Annotated in this window: 18 protein-coding genes; 8 read left to right on the top strand and 10 right to left on the bottom strand. The window is 61.1% G+C overall.

Annotated elements, in window-relative coordinates:
- Positions 1–136: 136 nt before the first annotated feature.
- Positions 137–682, bottom strand: a complete 546-nt coding sequence (rplS, locus tag EDE05_RS13045; protein ID WP_105374467.1) for a 50S ribosomal protein L19 — start codon at positions 680–682, stop codon at positions 137–139.
- A 262-nt stretch (positions 683–944) separates the two neighbouring features.
- Between rplS and EDE05_RS13040 the strand changes: the two genes are divergently transcribed.
- Positions 945–1691 (top strand): sulfite exporter TauE/SafE family protein, encoded by a 747-nt coding sequence (locus EDE05_RS13040; protein ID WP_105374466.1) that lies wholly within the window; start codon positions 945–947, stop codon positions 1689–1691.
- Here EDE05_RS13040 and trmD read toward each other — a convergent pair.
- The 5 genes from trmD to ffh all read right to left on the bottom strand — a co-directional run bounded on the left by trmD (position 1673) and on the right by ffh (position 5339).
- Entirely contained in the window at positions 1673–2368 is a 696-nt protein-coding gene (trmD, locus tag EDE05_RS13035; protein WP_132410739.1) for a tRNA (guanosine(37)-N1)-methyltransferase TrmD, read from the bottom strand. The two genes, EDE05_RS13040 and trmD, sit on opposite strands and share 19 nt — an antisense overlap.
- Positions 2365–2931, bottom strand: coding sequence for a ribosome maturation factor RimM (rimM, locus tag EDE05_RS13030; protein ID WP_132410741.1), 567 nt, complete (start codon positions 2929–2931; stop codon positions 2365–2367). Before rimM ends, trmD begins: the two co-directional genes overlap by 4 nt.
- Positions 2932–3048: 117 nt before the next feature.
- On the bottom strand, positions 3049–3414 hold the full coding sequence (gene rpsP / locus EDE05_RS13025) for a 30S ribosomal protein S16 (protein WP_112803462.1): 366 nt from the start codon (positions 3412–3414) through the stop codon (positions 3049–3051).
- 36 nt (positions 3415–3450) lie between these two features.
- On the bottom strand, positions 3451–3768 hold the full coding sequence (locus tag EDE05_RS13020; RefSeq protein ID WP_132410743.1) for a chorismate mutase: 318 nt from the start codon (positions 3766–3768) through the stop codon (positions 3451–3453).
- 14 nt (positions 3769–3782) lie between these two features.
- Positions 3783–5339: a signal recognition particle protein gene (ffh, locus tag EDE05_RS13015; protein WP_132410745.1), complete on the bottom strand. Its 1557-nt coding sequence runs from the start codon at positions 5337–5339 to the stop codon at positions 3783–3785.
- A gap of 302 nt (positions 5340–5641) precedes the next feature.
- On the opposite strand from ffh, the gene EDE05_RS13010 reads away from it, so the two are divergent.
- Both EDE05_RS13010 and EDE05_RS13005 read left to right on the top strand, forming a co-directional pair.
- Positions 5642–6724, top strand: a complete 1083-nt coding sequence (locus tag EDE05_RS13010; protein ID WP_132410747.1) for an MBL fold metallo-hydrolase — start codon at positions 5642–5644, stop codon at positions 6722–6724.
- A 53-nt stretch (positions 6725–6777) separates the two neighbouring features.
- Positions 6778–7365, top strand: a complete 588-nt coding sequence (locus tag EDE05_RS13005) for a biliverdin-producing heme oxygenase (RefSeq protein WP_132410749.1) — start codon at positions 6778–6780, stop codon at positions 7363–7365.
- Between the two features lie 13 nt (positions 7366–7378).
- On the opposite strand, the gene EDE05_RS13000 is transcribed toward EDE05_RS13005, so the two are convergent.
- Both EDE05_RS13000 and EDE05_RS12995 read right to left on the bottom strand, forming a co-directional pair.
- On the bottom strand, positions 7379–8083 hold the full coding sequence (locus EDE05_RS13000) for a hypothetical protein (protein ID WP_132410751.1): 705 nt from the start codon (positions 8081–8083) through the stop codon (positions 7379–7381).
- 153 nt (positions 8084–8236) lie between these two features.
- Positions 8237–10189: an elongation factor G gene (locus EDE05_RS12995; protein WP_132410753.1), complete on the bottom strand. Its 1953-nt coding sequence runs from the start codon at positions 10187–10189 to the stop codon at positions 8237–8239.
- Positions 10190–10398: 209 nt separating this feature from the next.
- Here EDE05_RS12995 and dapF point away from each other — a divergent pair, with 209 nt between their 5' ends.
- From dapF to EDE05_RS12970, 5 genes are read left to right on the top strand one after another with little or no spacing between them, the layout of a single operon-like run.
- A complete protein-coding gene (dapF, locus tag EDE05_RS12990) occupies positions 10399–11301 on the top strand; it encodes a diaminopimelate epimerase (protein WP_132410755.1) in 903 nt (300 codons plus the stop codon).
- Positions 11298–12584, top strand: a complete 1287-nt coding sequence (gene mtaB / locus EDE05_RS12985) for a tRNA (N(6)-L-threonylcarbamoyladenosine(37)-C(2))-methylthiotransferase MtaB (RefSeq protein WP_132410757.1) — start codon at positions 11298–11300, stop codon at positions 12582–12584. The genes dapF and mtaB overlap by 4 nt, the downstream gene beginning before the upstream one ends.
- Positions 12585–12601: 17 nt before the next feature.
- A complete protein-coding gene (gene ftsY / locus EDE05_RS12980) occupies positions 12602–14020 on the top strand; it encodes a signal recognition particle-docking protein FtsY (protein ID WP_132410759.1) in 1419 nt (472 codons plus the stop codon).
- 53 nt (positions 14021–14073) lie between these two features.
- The gene (locus EDE05_RS12975) at positions 14074–14724 is read left to right on the top strand and encodes a septation protein A (protein ID WP_132410761.1); all 651 of its coding nucleotides are present in this window, start codon (positions 14074–14076) and stop codon (positions 14722–14724) included.
- Entirely contained in the window at positions 14721–15311 is a 591-nt protein-coding gene (locus tag EDE05_RS12970; protein WP_134101244.1) for a DUF2585 domain-containing protein, read from the top strand. Before EDE05_RS12975 ends, EDE05_RS12970 begins: the two co-directional genes overlap by 4 nt.
- Here EDE05_RS12970 and EDE05_RS12965 read toward each other — a convergent pair whose 3' ends face one another.
- Complete coding sequence (locus EDE05_RS12965) at positions 15312–15914, bottom strand: DsbE family thiol:disulfide interchange protein (RefSeq protein WP_132410765.1); 603 nt, start codon at positions 15912–15914, stop codon at positions 15312–15314.
- Positions 15911–16096 carry a heme exporter protein CcmD gene (ccmD, locus tag EDE05_RS12960; RefSeq protein WP_132410767.1) on the bottom strand — a complete coding sequence of 62 codons (186 nt, stop codon included), beginning with the start codon at positions 16094–16096 and terminating at the stop codon, positions 15911–15913. The genes EDE05_RS12965 and ccmD overlap by 4 nt, the downstream gene beginning before the upstream one ends.

The raw sequence follows: 16096 nt of genomic DNA, 5'->3' as shown, positions 1-16096 counted from the left end.
CGCTTTGCCCTCAGCCATTGCGGTGTTGCGATCACCCCAATGACAAACGAGGCCGGAGCATCATAACAGACGCTCCGGCCTCTCAATGTATAAGGCGGCCCGGAGGCCGCCTTTTCGAAATCAACGAGCAGAAAGCTTATTCTGCCGAAGCTTCGGCAGCCTTTGCGGCTTCGGCGGCTTCTGCAGCTGCCTTTGCTTCGGCGGCATCCGCTGCCGCCTTTTCGGCGGCAAGAGCCTGGGCTGCTGCAACCTTTTCGGCTTCGATACGTGCCTTCTCGTCGGCGACTGCCTGACGCTCGGCTTCGTTCAGCTTGCGGGCGCGGGTGCCGGTGTTCTCGACGATACGAGCCGACTTGCCGCGGCGGTCGCGGAGGTAGTAGAGCTTCGCACGACGGACCTTACCGCGACGAACGACTTCGACGCTCTCGACCATCGGGGAGTAAACCGGGAACACACGCTCGACGCCTTCGCCGTAGGAGATCTTGCGGACCGTGAAGCTTTCGTTCAGACCGCCACCGGAACGGGCGATGCAAACGCCTTCATAGGCCTGTACGCGGGTACGGTTGCCTTCCGTCACGCGAACGTTGACGCGGACCGTGTCGCCCGGAGAAAATTCTGGAAGCGTACGCTTGGCTGCAATCTTGGCGGCCTGTTCGGCCTCGAGCTGCTGAATGATGTTCATCGTCTCAAACCTTTGGTTCTTCTGAAACAGCCAGAGCGCTCGATGAATATTCCTTGGTCACGCCTCGGAATTTGCTATTAGGCAGAGCGGGTTCGCCATTCTTTGTTGCTGGTCGACGGGAGTTTTCCCATTTCCGGCTGCGCCAATACACGAAAGAGTCCCGTTTGTCATCCCGTTGATTGCGATTTTGTGACGGAAATGCCGCCTGCTTGCCGCCCGGCACCTCTGCCGTTATGTGGGGCTACGGGATGAGGAAACATCAATGACAATCACAATGATCATATTGCTCGCTGCGGCGGGTTTTCTGTCAGGCGCGGTGAATGCGATCGCCGGCGGCGGTACGTTCTTGACCTTCGGGGCCATGACGCTTGCCGGGGTGCCGCCGATTTCCGCCAATGCGACCTCCTCGATCGTTCAATTCCCGGGCTATATTACCTCGACCATCGCCTATTGGGACGAGATATCTCACCGCTGGCGTAGCGCCCTAATACTCGCCATCATATCCGTCGTCGGCGCATTCGCCGGCTCCTTCCTGCTCCTGTCGCTCGATAATCCATCTTTCCGTGAGATTGTGCCCTGGCTGCTCGCGGCCGCGACGGCCGTCTTTGCCGCCGGTCCGTGGCTGAAGCCGAAGGCATCGGCGGAACGGTCGGCCAACTCGCCGGCCTGCATCATCGGTCAGTTCCTGACGTCGATCTATGGCGGTTTCTTCGGCGCCGGCATGGGCATCATGATGCTGGCTGTGCTCGGCATCACGACCGGCGGCAGCTATCATCATCTCAACGCGCTGAAGAATATGCTGGCGGTATTGATCGCCGCCGTCGCCATCGTGGTCTTCGTCGGCGGCGGGGTCATCGCGTGGCCGGAAGCACTGGTGATGATTCCTGCCGGCGCACTTGGCGGTTACGCCGGGGTCTGGATGGCGCGGCGTATCTCGCAAGCCGTCTTGCGCTGGTGCGTGGTAGCCGTCGGGGTCGGGCTGACGGTCTATTATTTCGCGACCGGCTGATCGGAAAGGAGATCGGGGCGGCGTTCGGCGGTCAGCTTCCGCGCTTCCTCCAGCCGCCATTTCTCGATCGCGGCGTGGTTTCCGGAGGTCAGCACCGAGGGGATCTCGCGTCCTTCGAAGACCTGCGGCCGCGTATATTGCGGATGCTCCAGCAGCCCGTCCTCGAAACTCTCATGGGTGCCGGAAAGCGCATTTCCCATGACGCCGGGAAGCATACGGATCACCGCATCGAGCAGCGTCAGCGCCGCGGGTTCTCCGCCGGAAAGAATATAGTCGCCGATCGAAACCTCTTCGAGATTGCGCGCATCGATCACCCGCTGGTCGACGCCTTCGAACCGGCCGCAGACGATCACCACGCCATCTCCGGAAGCGAGTTCTCGAACTCTTTGCTGTGTCAGCGGTTTTCCGCGCGGGCTCATCAGCAGGCGAGGGCGGTTGTCGCCTCCCGAAACATGGTCGATCGCTTTGGCGAGAATGTCCGGTTTCAGGACCATGCCCGCACCTCCCCCGGCCGGGGTGTCGTCCACCGTCCGGTGCCGATCCTCCGCAAAATCCCGGATCTGGACGGTTTCAATCGACCACTGGCTGCGCTCCATGGCCTTTCCCGCGAGCGAAAAGCCGAGATGTCCGGGAAACATTTCCGGGTAGAGCGTCAGGACCGTCGCGCGAAAGCTCATTTCTTGCCCTTGCGGGGAAGCCCAGGCGCTGAGCCTTCGTCGGGGTTCTCGATGAGGCCCGCCGCCTCCGGGTCGATAAGGATCTTGCCGCTTTCAAGATCGATCTCCAGCACCGCGGCTTCGGAGAACGGGATCAGGGCCGGGCGGAGGCCGGGCCCTTTCAGCTCCAGGAGATCGCCAGCGCCGAAGTCGTATACGCCGCTCACCGTACCATAGCTCTTGCCGTGCTGGTCGACCGCTTCGAGGCCTTCGAGATCGGCATAGTAGAACTCGTCTTCCTCCAGTTCCTCGTCCGGCAGATTGTCGCGCTCGATAAAGAGTTCGAGGCCGTTCAGGCTTTCCGCGGAGCTACGGTCGTTGACGCCGCGAAACCGCACGATTACGACGTTCTTGGCTTCGCGGACCTCGAGAATCTCGAAGGCCCGGCCGTCGGCGCTATGCAGCTTGCCATAATCTCCCAGCGCTGTCGGATCGGCCGTGTAGGAGCGCACGCGGACCTCTCCCCTCAGACCTTGGGCAGCGCCTATCGTCGCCATCAGAACGGGGTTTTCGAGCTTGGTCATGCGGGTCGTTCCGGTTCCATTTGCGTTTCATTTAATCTCTGGGAGGCCAAAAGCAAACAGCAAAAGGGCAGCGCGTTGCCGCGCTGCCCTTTTCACGAAAAAATGGCCCGGAAAAGCTTATGCTTCGGCAGAAGCAGCGGCTGCGTCGGCGGCCTTTTGGGCACGCTCGGCGGCGCGTTCCTGGGCCTTCTTGCCAGGCTTTGCCTTTTCCGGATTGCTGCGGGTGTCGCGCTTTGCAATGCCGGCTTCGGCGAGGAAGCGCAGGACGCGGTCGGTCGGCTGTGCGCCCTTTGCGATCCATTCCTGGATGCGCTCGGCGTTCAGTTCGACGCGCTTTGCGTCGTCCTTGGCGAGCATCGGGTTCCATGCGCCGAGCTTTTCGAGGAAACGGCCATCGCGGGGCGAGCGAGCATCAGCAACGACGATGTGGTAGTACGGGCGCTTCTTGGAGCCGCCGCGGGCGAGACGAATCTTCAGGGACATTTTCTTACTCCTTAGTCTTTCCGTTGTCCGCCGGTGTCAGGCGGATTGTTTGGTGCCGCCATGTTCGGCGGCGATGGCTTCATGATGCCGGATGACTTCCTTGATGACGAAGTTCAGGAACTTCTCGGCGAAATCCGGGTCCAGATGGGCTTCCTTCGCCAGCCGGCGGAGGCGTTCGATCTGAAATTCCTCGCGCGCCGGGTCAGCCGGCGGCAGATCGTATTGGGCCTTCAGAAGGCCCACTTCCTTGGTGCAGCGGAAACGCTCCGCCAGCATGTGCACCAGCGCCGCGTCGATGTTGTCGATCGACTGGCGGTAGCTCGAAAGCCTGGCTTTGACGTCGGGATCAACCACGAACTTCCTCCCTGTCACTTCTTTTTCGGCAAGCCGGGAAGACCCGGAAAACCGCCGCCGAGGCCGGGCAATCCGCCCATTCCGCCGCCTGGAAGACCCGGCATCGAGCCGGGCTTGATACCTGCGGCCTGCGCCTGCTTCTGCAGTGCTTCAAGTTGCTTCGGATCGAGCTTGGACAGATCGGGCATGCCGCCCATTCCACCCATTCCGCCGCCAAGCCCCATCTTGGAGGCAAGGCCGCCCATCATCTGCTTCATCATGCCGCCCTTGCCCTTGCCGCCCATCATTTTCATCATGTCGGCCATCTGGCGGTGCATCTTCAGAAGCTTGTTGATTTCGGCAGCGTCCGTGCCGGAGCCGGCTGCGATACGCTTCTTGCGGCTGTGCTTCAGCATATCAGGGTTGGCGCGCTCGGCCTTGGTCATCGACTGTATGATGGCGATCTGGCGATCGAACATCTTGTCGTTCATGCCCGACGCGGCGAGCTTGTCCTTCATGCCGGCCATGCCCGGCATCATGCCCATGATGCCGCCCATGCCGCCGAGCGATTTCATCTGGCGAAGCTGGTCGGCGAGGTCATTCAGGTCGAACTTGCCCTTGGCCATCTTCTCGGCCATGGCGCGCGCCTTTTCGGCGTCGATATTTTCCGCAGCCTTTTCGACCAGCGAGACGATGTCGCCCATGCCGAGGATGCGGTCGGCGATGCGGCGAGGATGGAATTCTTCCATCTCCGTCATCTTTTCGCCGGTACCGATGAGCTTGATCGGCTTGCCGGTCACGGCACGCATCGAAAGCGCCGCACCACCGCGGCCGTCGCCGTCCATGCGGGTCAGAACGAGGCCTGTGATGCCGACGCGTTCGTCGAAATTGCGGGCGAGATTGACGGCGTCCTGACCGGTGAGGCTATCGGCGACGAGCAGGATCTCGTGCGGATTGGACTTCCGCTTAATCTCCGCCATCTCCTGCATCAGCGGCTCATCGATATGGGTGCGGCCGGCGGTGTCGAGGATGACGACGTCATGACCGCCGAGTTTGGCTGCCTGCACGGCGCGTGCTGCAATATCGGTCGGCGACTGGCCGGCAATGATCGGCAGCGTGTCGACGCCCGTCTGCGTACCGAGCTGACGAAGCTGTTCCTGGGCTGCCGGGCGGCGCGTGTCGAGCGACGCCATCAGCACTTTCTTCTTTTCTCGATCGGTCAGCCGCTTGGCGATCTTGCCGGTCGTGGTGGTCTTGCCCGAGCCTTGGAGGCCGACCATCATGATGACGACGGGAGCTACCGCATGCAGGTCAATGCCCACACCTTCCGAACCGAGCATTTCAACAAGCTCGTCATGGACGATCTTGACGACCATCTGACCGGGCTTGATCGATTTCAGAACTTCGGCGCCGACGGCCTTTTCCCGCACCTTGTCGGTAAAGGAGCGGACGACTTCCAGCGCCACGTCCGCTTCGAGAAGCGCACGCCGAACCTCGCGCAAGGCGGCGGAGACGTCCGCTTCGCTCAATGCGCCACGGCCAGTCAGTCCACTCAAGATGGAGCCAAGACGGTCCTGGAGGCTTTCGAACATCGTTTCTTCCTTTTCCACGTTTCGGGAGTGCCCGAAACGTCGGGTTTCTCCGCGACAAAAACAAGGCGCCACAGGAGGCGCAAAGCCAAAAAGCACCCGAGGGCGCAACGCGCTGTCGGATGTTGACCTCCGGGCTCGGTAAAATCGGCCCCGGTCGGCGGCTCCAAGTTCTCGACTTGTCAGCAGATCGCCGGCTTAAACAGGAAAAGGCGGCGAAAGTCAAGCTACACAGGCGCTGTAACATTTCCGCGACCCGTTACTCGTCGCTTGAAGCCGGCCATTGCCAATCCTATAGCTTTGGCATGAACCGTCGAAAATTTCTCAAATGGTCCGGTATCGGAGCGATCGCAGCGCTTGCGGGCGGCTTTGCGGCAAGGGGAGCCATGGCTGCGAACAAGTATTACTCAGGCCCGATCTCCGATCATTTTGACGGAACGCATTTCTTCAATCCGAACGGGGAGGACCCCGAAGGATTGCTCAATCTCCTTCGCTGGCAGCTCGGTGGCGGCAGGGTCGATTGGCCGGCTGCGTTTGCAAGCCCGCTTCCGCAAGCCATGCCGGAAACGAGGATATCGGGCGAAAGGCTGGTGGTCACCATGGTCGGCCATGCGTCGCTGCTCATCCAGGTCGCCGGGCTGAACATCCTGACCGATCCCGTCTGGAGTGATCGCGCCAGCCCCGTCTCCTTTGCCGGCCCGAAGCGGGTCAATCCGCCCGGCATCCGCATCGGCGACCTGCCGCCGATCGATGTGGTGCTCGTCACGCATAATCATTACGACCATCTGGACCTGGAAACGCTTTGGGTGCTGCAGGGACGCGACAAGCCGCAGTTCATCACCCCGCTCGGCAATGATGCGATCATCCGGTCGCATGTGCCGGATGCGACGATCACTGTCATGGATTGGGATGGGCGTGAAAACATCACGCCTGACGTCACATTCCACTGCGAGCCCTGTCATCACTGGTCGGCGCGAGGCATGGGAGATCGGCGAATGGCACTCTGGGCCGCCTTCGTGATCGAAACGCCGGCAGGCAAGATTTATCACATCGGCGACACCGGCTTTCACCAGGGCATCAATTATCGGGCCGCCAAGGAAAAACATGGCGGATTCCGACTGGCCAACCTGCCTTTCGGGGCCTACGAGCCGCGCTGGTTCATGAAAGCGCAGCACCAAAATCCGGAAGAGGCGGTGGAGGGCATGCTTTTTTGTGGTGCAGCCTCGGTAGCCGGCCATCATTGGGGCACGTTCCAGCTCACCAATGAGGGCATAGAGGAGCCGGTCGCCGCGCTTTACGCCGCGCTTGATGCGCAACGCATTTCCCGCGACCGTTTCCGGCCTCTCCGGCCGGGCGAGGTGTTCGAAGTTCCTGCGGTTTCCGCCTGAGGCCTCGAGGAACGGTTTGACGGCATCTTCGAAAACGCCGATAGGGTCTGCTCATGAACATTCAGACGTCGACTGAACAGCAGACACGCATCCAGCGCCTCAAGGCGCTCACCGATGCCGCCCATCATGGGCTCGACCAGCGCATCATGGCGGCGGAGCCGTTCGCCAGCCGCGAGCGCTACGGATTGTTTCTGGAGGTACAGCATTGCTTTCATGCGGATGTATCGCCGCTTTATCACTCTCCCGAGCTTGGCTCGTTGCTGCCCGATCTCGCCAGCCGTTGCCGGCTCGATGCCCTGCGGCGGGACATAACCGATCTCGCCGGCAGCGCCCCGCCGATTCTGACCCCTCGGACCGGACCGCTCGGCGTACCGGCGGCGCTTGGCTGGCTCTATGTGGCGGAAGGTTCGAACCTCGGAGCCGCGTTCCTTCTGAAGGAAGCCGAAAAGCTCGACCTGTCGGAAAAATTCGGTGCGCGCCATCTCGCCGGCCATCCCGACGGACGCGGCCTGCACTGGCGAACCTTTGTCGCCGCTTTTAACGGCCTCACCCTCTCCGAGGCCGATGAGGCTGACGCGGCTGAAGGTGCCAGAGCAGCGTTTCGGCGCGTCCATGCGCTGGTGGAAGAGACTTTCGCCTGACGCCTGCTTCAGATCAGTGATCCCGTCGAGCTCCGGGTTTTGCGGGATCGGTGGCCGCGATCCAGATGACATGCCGGGCGCCGCCGCGTTTGCCATTGGCACGGATATTGACGACCTCGGTCGAAAAGCCGCTCTGTTTCAGGCGTCGGGTAAAGCCCTCGTCCGGCCCGGATGACCATACCGCCAGAACACCGCCTGGCCGCAAAGCGTCGCGTGCCGCCCGCAGGCCGTAAGCGTCATAGAGGCGGTCGTTCGATGCCCGGGTCAAGCCATCGGGACCATTGTCGACATCCAGGAGGATGGCGTCGAACCTGCCCTGCGCGCCGCGAATGACGTCGCCCACGTCCCCCTGATGGATAAGCGTGCGCGGATCGTCGAGACAGCCGTGGAAAACGCCGGCCATCGGTCCACGTGCCCAGCCGATGACCGCAGGCACAAGTTCGGCAACAGTCACGGAGGCGTCGGGAGGCAATACCGACAACGCGGCCCGCAAGGTGAAACCCATGCCGAGTCCACCAATGAGGATGGCCGGACGTGGGCGGCCTGCGATTTTCTGATGGGCCAGAGTAGCGAGCGCTTCTTCGGATCCGCTCAGCCGGCTGTTCATCAACTCGTTGGAGCCCAGCATGATCGAGAATTCCTGGCCACGCTGCTTGAGCCGCAGTTCGCCGCCATTGCCCGGTATCTCTGCGCGATCCAGCTGAATCCAAGGTAACATCGATCAAAGCCCTGTTTGTGACGGCTCCCCTATCATGAGGGGCGAGGCTGCGCCATCGCCGAGAACCAAGGGAGCATTCGGCATGGGATGAAATATGCAGCAGCACCGACATTCGCGATCCGAGGGCTGAAGGGCCGAACGCCAGAGCCGTCCTCAATGCCCGCCGGAGCCGTGAGCGTTGATGATGGCATCCGCCTCCTTCCCATAAAGTTCCTCGAAATGATCGAAGGTCTTGGAATAGTAGCCAATACCCTGGGTGGCCGACCGCAGCGACCGTGTCAGCTCTTCCAGCGCCCCGCCGGGCACAAGAGCCCTGAAAATGTCCCAGCCTTTGGCATTTTCGTCGCGATCGAAACCCAGGACCTGTCCTTTCAGGGACGACACGAGGGTTACTATGCCTCCCGAAAAGATCGAAGGGATGTGGATCTCGACCCGTGAAACCGGCTGCATCAGCACAGCCGACGCCTGGGACAGGGCCTGGCGTGTGCCCATTTTTGCGGCCGCCCGGAATGCGAAGTCGGAACTGTCCACGGAGTGATACTGTCCGTCGGTCAAGGTCACGCCGACGTCTATGACCTGAAAGCCTAAAGGTCCCTTCTCCATCGCCTCGCGCGCACCCATCTCCACCGCCGGTATATAGTTTCGCGGTACCGTGCCGCCTTTGACGGTTTCGGCGAAGGTGAAACCACCGCCCCGTTCGTTCGGCTTTACGTCCAGATGGACATCGGCGAACTGACCGGCTCCGCCGGTCTGCTTGCGGTGGCGATAGTGCACGGTCGAAGGCTTGGATATGGTCTCGCGGTAAATCGGGTTCGGAACCTCGTCGGTCACTTCCACGCGAAACACCTCCGAGAGAGTGTTGCGTAGCTCGCGCAGATGCACCGGCCCTTGCACGCAGACCAGCATTGCGCCGGTACCCTCTTCCTGCATGACCTTGAGCCCGCGATCCGTCTCGGCAAGTTTCGCCAACGTTGCCGAAAGCTTTGTTTCATCGCGCTCGTTGACGGGAACCAGGATACGCTCCAGCATCGGCGTGGGTGGCGTCGCCCAATTGGGCGGGACAGCGGCTTGTCCGGAAGTCAGCAGCGCCGGAATGGGAATATGGTCGGATTTGACTGCCGCGAAGATGGAGCCTGCCTTGCTGGCGGCGCCGGCCACCTTGCCGTTGCCGTTTTCCTGGATGGGTCCCAGACCGGCGCCGTTTAACGGCGAGCCCTGCTTCAGACCGTCGATCATCGACCGGACGACAATAGTCTTCCCGACATTGGCTCTATGAAATGCATGAAAGCTAACGGCAGAGAGTCTTTCATTCTCCAGTCCCGCTGCCGCGGCAAGCCGAGCCTGAAGGGCGGCGACCTGGGGTGCTTCGTGCCGCAGCGCCTTCATCAATCGCATGACGCCGTTCGTATGAGAGGCTGCACCGAACATGACCGGGATCACCCGGTTTTCCTTCAGGATACGGGAAGCGATGCTGAACAGGGTATCGCTGGCAGGCTCGCGATCCTCGACCAATTCTTCGAGCAACCAATCGTCGAATTCCGAAAACTGTTCCAGCATCTCGGCCCGCGCTTCGTGTTCCCGCTCGAGGATGTTTTGCGGCAGCTCGACCAGCGAGGACGGTTGGCCCTCGCGATAGCGCCAGGCCCGTTCCGAGATCAGGTCGCAGCTGCCGATGACCTTCTCACCTTCGCGTATAGGCACTTGCCGTAGAACGAGCGGATGGTTCGAATAAGCCTGGAGCGCCGCAATCACGTCACGCAGCCGCCCGCGGGGTTCGTCCATTCGGTTGACGAAGAGGATACAAGGCGTGGCCGAAGCCTCGATGGCGCGCAGATAAGGTGCGGCCAGTACAGCATCGTCGGGGGAGGGCGAAACGCAAAGAATGCAGGCGTCACTTGCCAGCAGTGAATCCTGCGCAATCGCGAGCGCCTCGTTGGCACCGGGCGTATCGATCGCGCACCATGGTTCGTTGATGAATTCAAATTCTGCCAGGCTTAGATGGTAAGGAGAGCTGTACTTTCGGGGGGAGCCTTCCAGTGAGGCGAGTTTGGCGACGAGCGTGGATTTGCCCGTCTGCGATGGTCCCAATACCGTAAAGCAGCGCATCGGCGATCCTCCATTGCCAAAGCATGCACCAGAACACCAAGAATGCCTTCAACCGGGATAGCGTTCTAGATGGTTGCATTCATTCTTAAATATGAAGGGCAGTGGCGAGGTCCATAGTCGATCGGTCGATGGTTGGCGCTTTTGGTTCCCACTGGTATTTCTAACGCGTTTCCGCCATATACAGCCCGAACAGAGATGGAACTGATCCAATGAGTGCAATGGTCGAATTCGCGAGGATGAACGGGCTTGGCAACAAGATCCTGGTTGTCGACATGCGCGGCCGCACCGACAAGGTTACGCCCGAGGCTGCGGTTGCGCTCAATGCTGATCCGGCGACCCAGTTCGACCAGATCATGGCGATCCACCATCCGAAGGCCCAGGGCACCGACGCCTGGATCGACATCCTTAATTCCGACGGATCTAAGGCGCAGGCCTGCGGCAACGGCACGCGCTGTGTCGTACAGGCGCTAGCCGCCGAGACCGGCCGCAAGGCCTTCACCTTCCAGACGGTCGCCGGCATCCTCAACGCCGTCGAACACGAGGACGGGACGGTTTCCGTCGACATGGGTCGCCCCGTTTTTGAGTGGAACAGGATCCCGCTCGCCGAAGAGTTCTTCGATACGAGCCGTATCGAGCTGCAGATCGGGCCGATCGACGCTCCGGTGCTGCATTCGCCTTCGGCCATGTCGATGGGCAATCCACACGCTATCTTCTGGGTGGATCGCGATCCGATGGAATTCGACCTGGAGCGTTTCGGGCCGCTTCTGGAAAACCATCCAATGTTTCCGGAAAAGGCCAATATTACGCTGGCTCAGGTCACGTCGAATTCCTCGCTGCGGACCCGCACCTGGGAACGCGGCGCAGGGCTGACGCTCGCCTGTGGCTCGGCCGCCTGCGCATCTGCCGTTTCCGCCGCTCGCACGGGCCGCACTGGCCGAACGGTGACGATCGACGTTGCTTCCAGCCCAATCCGCCAGCCGCTCATCATCGAATGGCGCGAGGACGATCATGTCGTCATGACCGGCCCGGCCGAATGGGAATGGTCGGGCAAGGTCGACCCGGAGACGGGTTCCTTCACGCGGGACGAAGAGCCGGGAGTCCTGGCAAAATGAGCGGCGTCGAGGTCATCACCTTCGGCTGTCGGCTCAACACCTATGAATCGGAAGTGATGCGGGCCGAGGCCGAAAAGGCTGGGCTCAACAACGCGATCCTCGTCAATACCTGCGCCGTCACCGGCGAGGCCGTTCGCCAGGCCCGCCAGGCGATCCGCCGCGCCCGGCGCGAAAATCCGCATGCCCGCATCATCGTCACCGGCTGCGCCGCCCAGACGGAAAAGCAGACCTTTGCTGACATGGCTGAAGTGGATGCCGTGCTCGGCAACGAGGAGAAGCTGAAAAGCACGTCCTATCGCAGCCTGCCGGACTTCGGTGTCTCGGCGGAAGAGAAGCTCCGCGTCAACGACATCATGAGCGTCAAGGCAACCGCACCGCAGATGGTGAAGCACATCGACGGGCATGTGCGCGCCTTCATTCAGGTACAGAACGGCTGCGACCACCGCTGCACCTTCTGCATCATCCCCTATGGCCGCGGCAATTCCCGCTCGGTGCCGATGGGCGCCGTCGTCGAACAGGCCCGCAAACTCACTGAAAGCGGCTACTGCGAGATCGTGCTCACCGGCGTCGATGCCACAAGTTATGGCACCGACCTGCCAGGCCAGCCGTCGCTCGGATATCTTGCGAAAACGCTATTGCGCCAGGTGCCGGAAATCCTCCGTCTGCGCCTGTCCTCCATCGACAGCATCGAGGCGGACAAGCATCTTTGGGATCTCATCGCCGACGAGCCGCGCTTCATGCCGCACCTGCATCTGTCGCTGCAGCACGGCGATGATCTGATCCTCAAGCGGATGAAGCGCCGCCATTCGCGCGCCGAGGCTCTGGCCTTCGCCGAGCAGGCGCGGCGCTTGAGACCTGAGATCGCGTTTGGTGCAGACATGATCGCGGGGTTCCCGACCGAGACGGAAGAAATGTTCGAGAACGCCGCGAGGCTGGCCGAGGAGGCGGGCATCTCCTTCCTGCATGTCTTCCCCTACAGTCCACGGCCCGGAACGCCGGCGGCCCGGATGTCGCAACTCGACCGGGGGTTGATCAAGGATCGTGCAGCGCGTCTGCGTGGACGCGGGGAGGCGCTGCACCGCGCTCATCTCGACCGTATGATCGGGACGGAGCAAGTCATTGTCGTCGAGAACAACGGCAAGGCGCATACGGAAAACTTTTCTCTGGTGGCAGCGCCCGGCCTTGTTCCCCGCGACCTCAAGCGCGTTATCATTACCGGGCACAACGGCAAGCACCTCGAAATGCAGGTCGCGCCGGCCCTTGCCTCATCTCGGGCAGCATAACGGAAGACGGATCTCTTATGGCATTAAGCTTCATCAAACGCGTCTTCACCTTCGGCAAACCAGGCGAAGAGCAGGCACCTGAAGCGGAACGTCCGGAGGATCTGCGTTCGGTTGAGGCCGAACTCGAGCCAAAGTCGCGGCATGAAGACCTGCCGGTTTCGCCCGTCGATCCGGTCGCGCCAACGGAGATCGAAACCGCGGGCGGTCCGTCTGCGGACCGGGCGAGCGAGAATATCACGGAGCCCGAAGCCGATGATGAAACAGCGGCCATTCTTCCGGGCGTCGAAGCGGCACCTGATATCGGCATGGTACCGTTATCTTTGCTGCAGGCGGAAGCCGAAGCTGAGGAAGAAGAGGGTGTCGCATCCGTGGAAACACCGTCCTCTGTCCTGCCGGACATCTCCCCTCCTGTGGGGGATATTGCATCGGAAGAGGTTCCCGCCGAACCCATCCTCCCCAAAGGCTTCTCCACTGCTCGCCACGAACTCCAGCCCGCTCCAGTCGCCCCCGCGCCAAAACTTACCTGGTTCCAGCGACTGCGCGCTGGCCTTGCCCGTACTTCCTCGCAGCTCACAGGCCAGATCACGGCGCTCTTCACCAAGCGCAAGCTTGATGAAGATACGTTGGAGGAGCTGGAAGATCTGCTGATCCAGGCGGACCTCGGCGTGGAGACGGCGATGCGTATTACCGGCGCGCTTTCGTCCGAACGCTACGGCAAGGATGTCACGGGCGAAGATGTGTCCCGTATCATGGCGGCCGAGATCACCAAGGTGTTGTCGCCGGTCGCCAAGCCGTTGCAGCTCGACCTCAACCACAAGCCGCATGTCGTCCTCGTTGTCGGTGTCAACGGAACCGGCAAGACCACGACGATCGGAAAGCTAGCGGCAAAACTCTCCGGCTCGGGGCTCAAGGTCATGCTCGCCGCCGGCGATACTTTTCGTGCAGCGGCCATCGAGCAGCTGAAAATCTGGGCAGACCGGACGGGGTCCGAATTCATCGGCACGAAACTCGGCGCGGACGCCGCCGGCCTTGCCTATGATGCCTACGAGCAGGCACGTGCGAAGAAAAGCGACGTGCTGATCATCGATACGGCCGGCCGGCTGCAAAATCGCGCGGAACTGATGGCGGAACTCGAAAAGATCGTCCGCGTTCTTGGGAAGCTCGATCCGGATGCACCGCATACCGTGCTGCAGACCCTCGATGCCACGACCGGGCAAAATGCCCTGCAGCAGGTCGAAATCTTCCGCAACGTCGCTGGCGTCAGCGGCCTGATCATGACGAAACTGGACGGCACGGCGCGCGGCGGCATTCTTGTGGCCATCGCCGCCAAGCACAAGCTGCCGGTTTATTTCATCGGTGTGGGTGAAGGCGTGGACGATCTGGAGCCTTTTGAGGCGGGAGATTTTGCGCAGGCCATTGCCGGTTTGACGCATTGATGACACAGAAAGACGATTTGGCTTCTCAAACGAAAGCCTCGAAGTTGGGACCCATGCAGAGTATCGAAAGCGACATCACGCCGACCAAGGAAGAAAAGCAGCATCCGATGCTGAAGCTGGCGCTCGAAATCGGTCCGCTACTCGTCTTCTTTTTCGGCAACCTTCGGGGCGAATGGCTGGTGTCGAAATTTCCGGCGCTTTCAGCGATCGGCGGCCCCTTGCTCGTCGCGACGGCGCTTTTCATGATTGCGACCGTTATCTCGCTGGTCATTTCGAAGATCGTCTTCCATCACCTGCCGGTCATGCCTTTCGTTTCCGGCATTGTGGTGCTGGTCTTCGGTTCGCTGTCGATCTGGCTGCAGGACGAGACCTTCATCAAGATGAAGCCGACGATCGTCAATTCGCTCTTCGGCGTGACGCTGCTCATCGGTCTTATGTTCGGCAAGTCATTGCTCGGTTATGTCTTCAACGCAGCCTTCCAGCTCGATGAAACGGGTTGGAAGAAGCTCACGTTTCGATGGGGCCTGTTCTTTCTGGTGCTTGCGGTCATGAACGAGGTGGTCTGGCGCAATTTTTCCGATGCCGTCTGGATCAATTTCAAGGTCTGGGGCACGATGCCCATCACCATCGCCTTCACACTCGCCCAGATGCCGCTCATCATGCGACACACCATTACCGAACCTGTCGCGGAAACCGAAAAGTGACGGCAGCCGATCTTTCCGATTCCGGGTCGTTCTCCAGGCGCTGGCTGTATGCTGCGCTTGCCCTTTTCCTGCTGCAGGTCGCCGTGCTCTATGCAATGGGCCGAATCCCGATTTGCGAATGCGGCTATGTGAAGCTCTGGGAAGGGGGCGTGAATTCCAGCGGGAACTCGCAGCATCTTTCGGACTGGTACACCCCGTCCCACATCATCCACGGATTCCTTTTTTACGGTCTCGGCTGGGTTCTTTTCCGGCGCGTGCCGCTTACCGCGCGGCTGTCGCTTGCCGTGCTGATCGAGGCCGCATGGGAAGTGCTGGAAAACACGCCGATGGTGATCGACCGCTATCGGACGGCGACCATGGCGCTCGGTTATACCGGCGACAGCATCCTGAATTCTGCAATGGACACGGTCTTCATGGCGCTCGGCTTTTTCGCCGCTGCGCGCCTGCCGGTCTGGCTAACGGTCGCGATCGCCATCTTCTTCGAGCTTGCGACCGGATATATCATCCGCGACAACCTGACGCTCAACGTGTTGATGCTCGTCTGGCCGATCGACGCGGTGCGGGAGTGGCAGGCGGCGATGCCCTGATCAGCTGCCGGCGGCGGCCTTCTCGATCGCCGGCATGAGATCCTGGGACATGCTGCGCTCGTCGAAGGGGCCGACCTTCTTGTAGAGGATCGTGCCGTCCGGCCCGACCAGATAACTTTCCGGAATGCCGTAGACGCCCCAGTCGATTGCCGCCTTGCCGTTCGGGTCGACACCGATCGCCTTATAGGGATTGCCGAGCTCACCGAGGAAACGCAGCGCGTTGTCGTTGCGGTCCTTGTAGTTAATGCCAACGATCGTCAGCCGCCCGTCCTTCGCCAGTTCCTTCAGGATGGGATGCTCCTGCCGGCAGGGTACGCACCAGGAAGCGAAGACGTTCACCAGCGTCAGTTTGCCGGCAATCGCGGCATTGGTGAGCGCTGCGGTGTTCGATCCTTCGAGCGGCGGCAGCGCAAGCGAGGGAGCCTTCTTTCCGATGAGCGCCGAAGGGATGGCAGAGATGTCGCGGCCGTTGACGTCCTGATCATAGAGCATCTTGCCGGCGACGGCCGCAAATCCCAAGAAAATTAAAAGCGGAAGAAGAGCGATTGCGTAACGTGTCAGACCCTTGCGCTGTGCCTGTCGGGTTTCGGTCTCGGTGCTCATGGTTTGTCACTCTGGGTCGCATCATCCCTGAGCTGTGAAGAGCGACGACGTATGCCGGAGGCTTCCAGTTCCGCCAGCTCGCCTCGCCGAGCGCGGCCGTCAAGCCAAACCCAGGCGATCAGACAGAGGGCCACCAGGGCCGTCAGGGCATAGGACAGGGCGATGTAGAATGTATGCGTCAT

This window comes from Neorhizobium sp. R1-B (assembly GCF_004368875.1).
GTDB lineage: Bacteria > Pseudomonadota > Alphaproteobacteria > Rhizobiales > Rhizobiaceae > Neorhizobium > Neorhizobium huautlense.
This window is presented reverse-complemented; position numbering and strand designations above follow the sequence as displayed.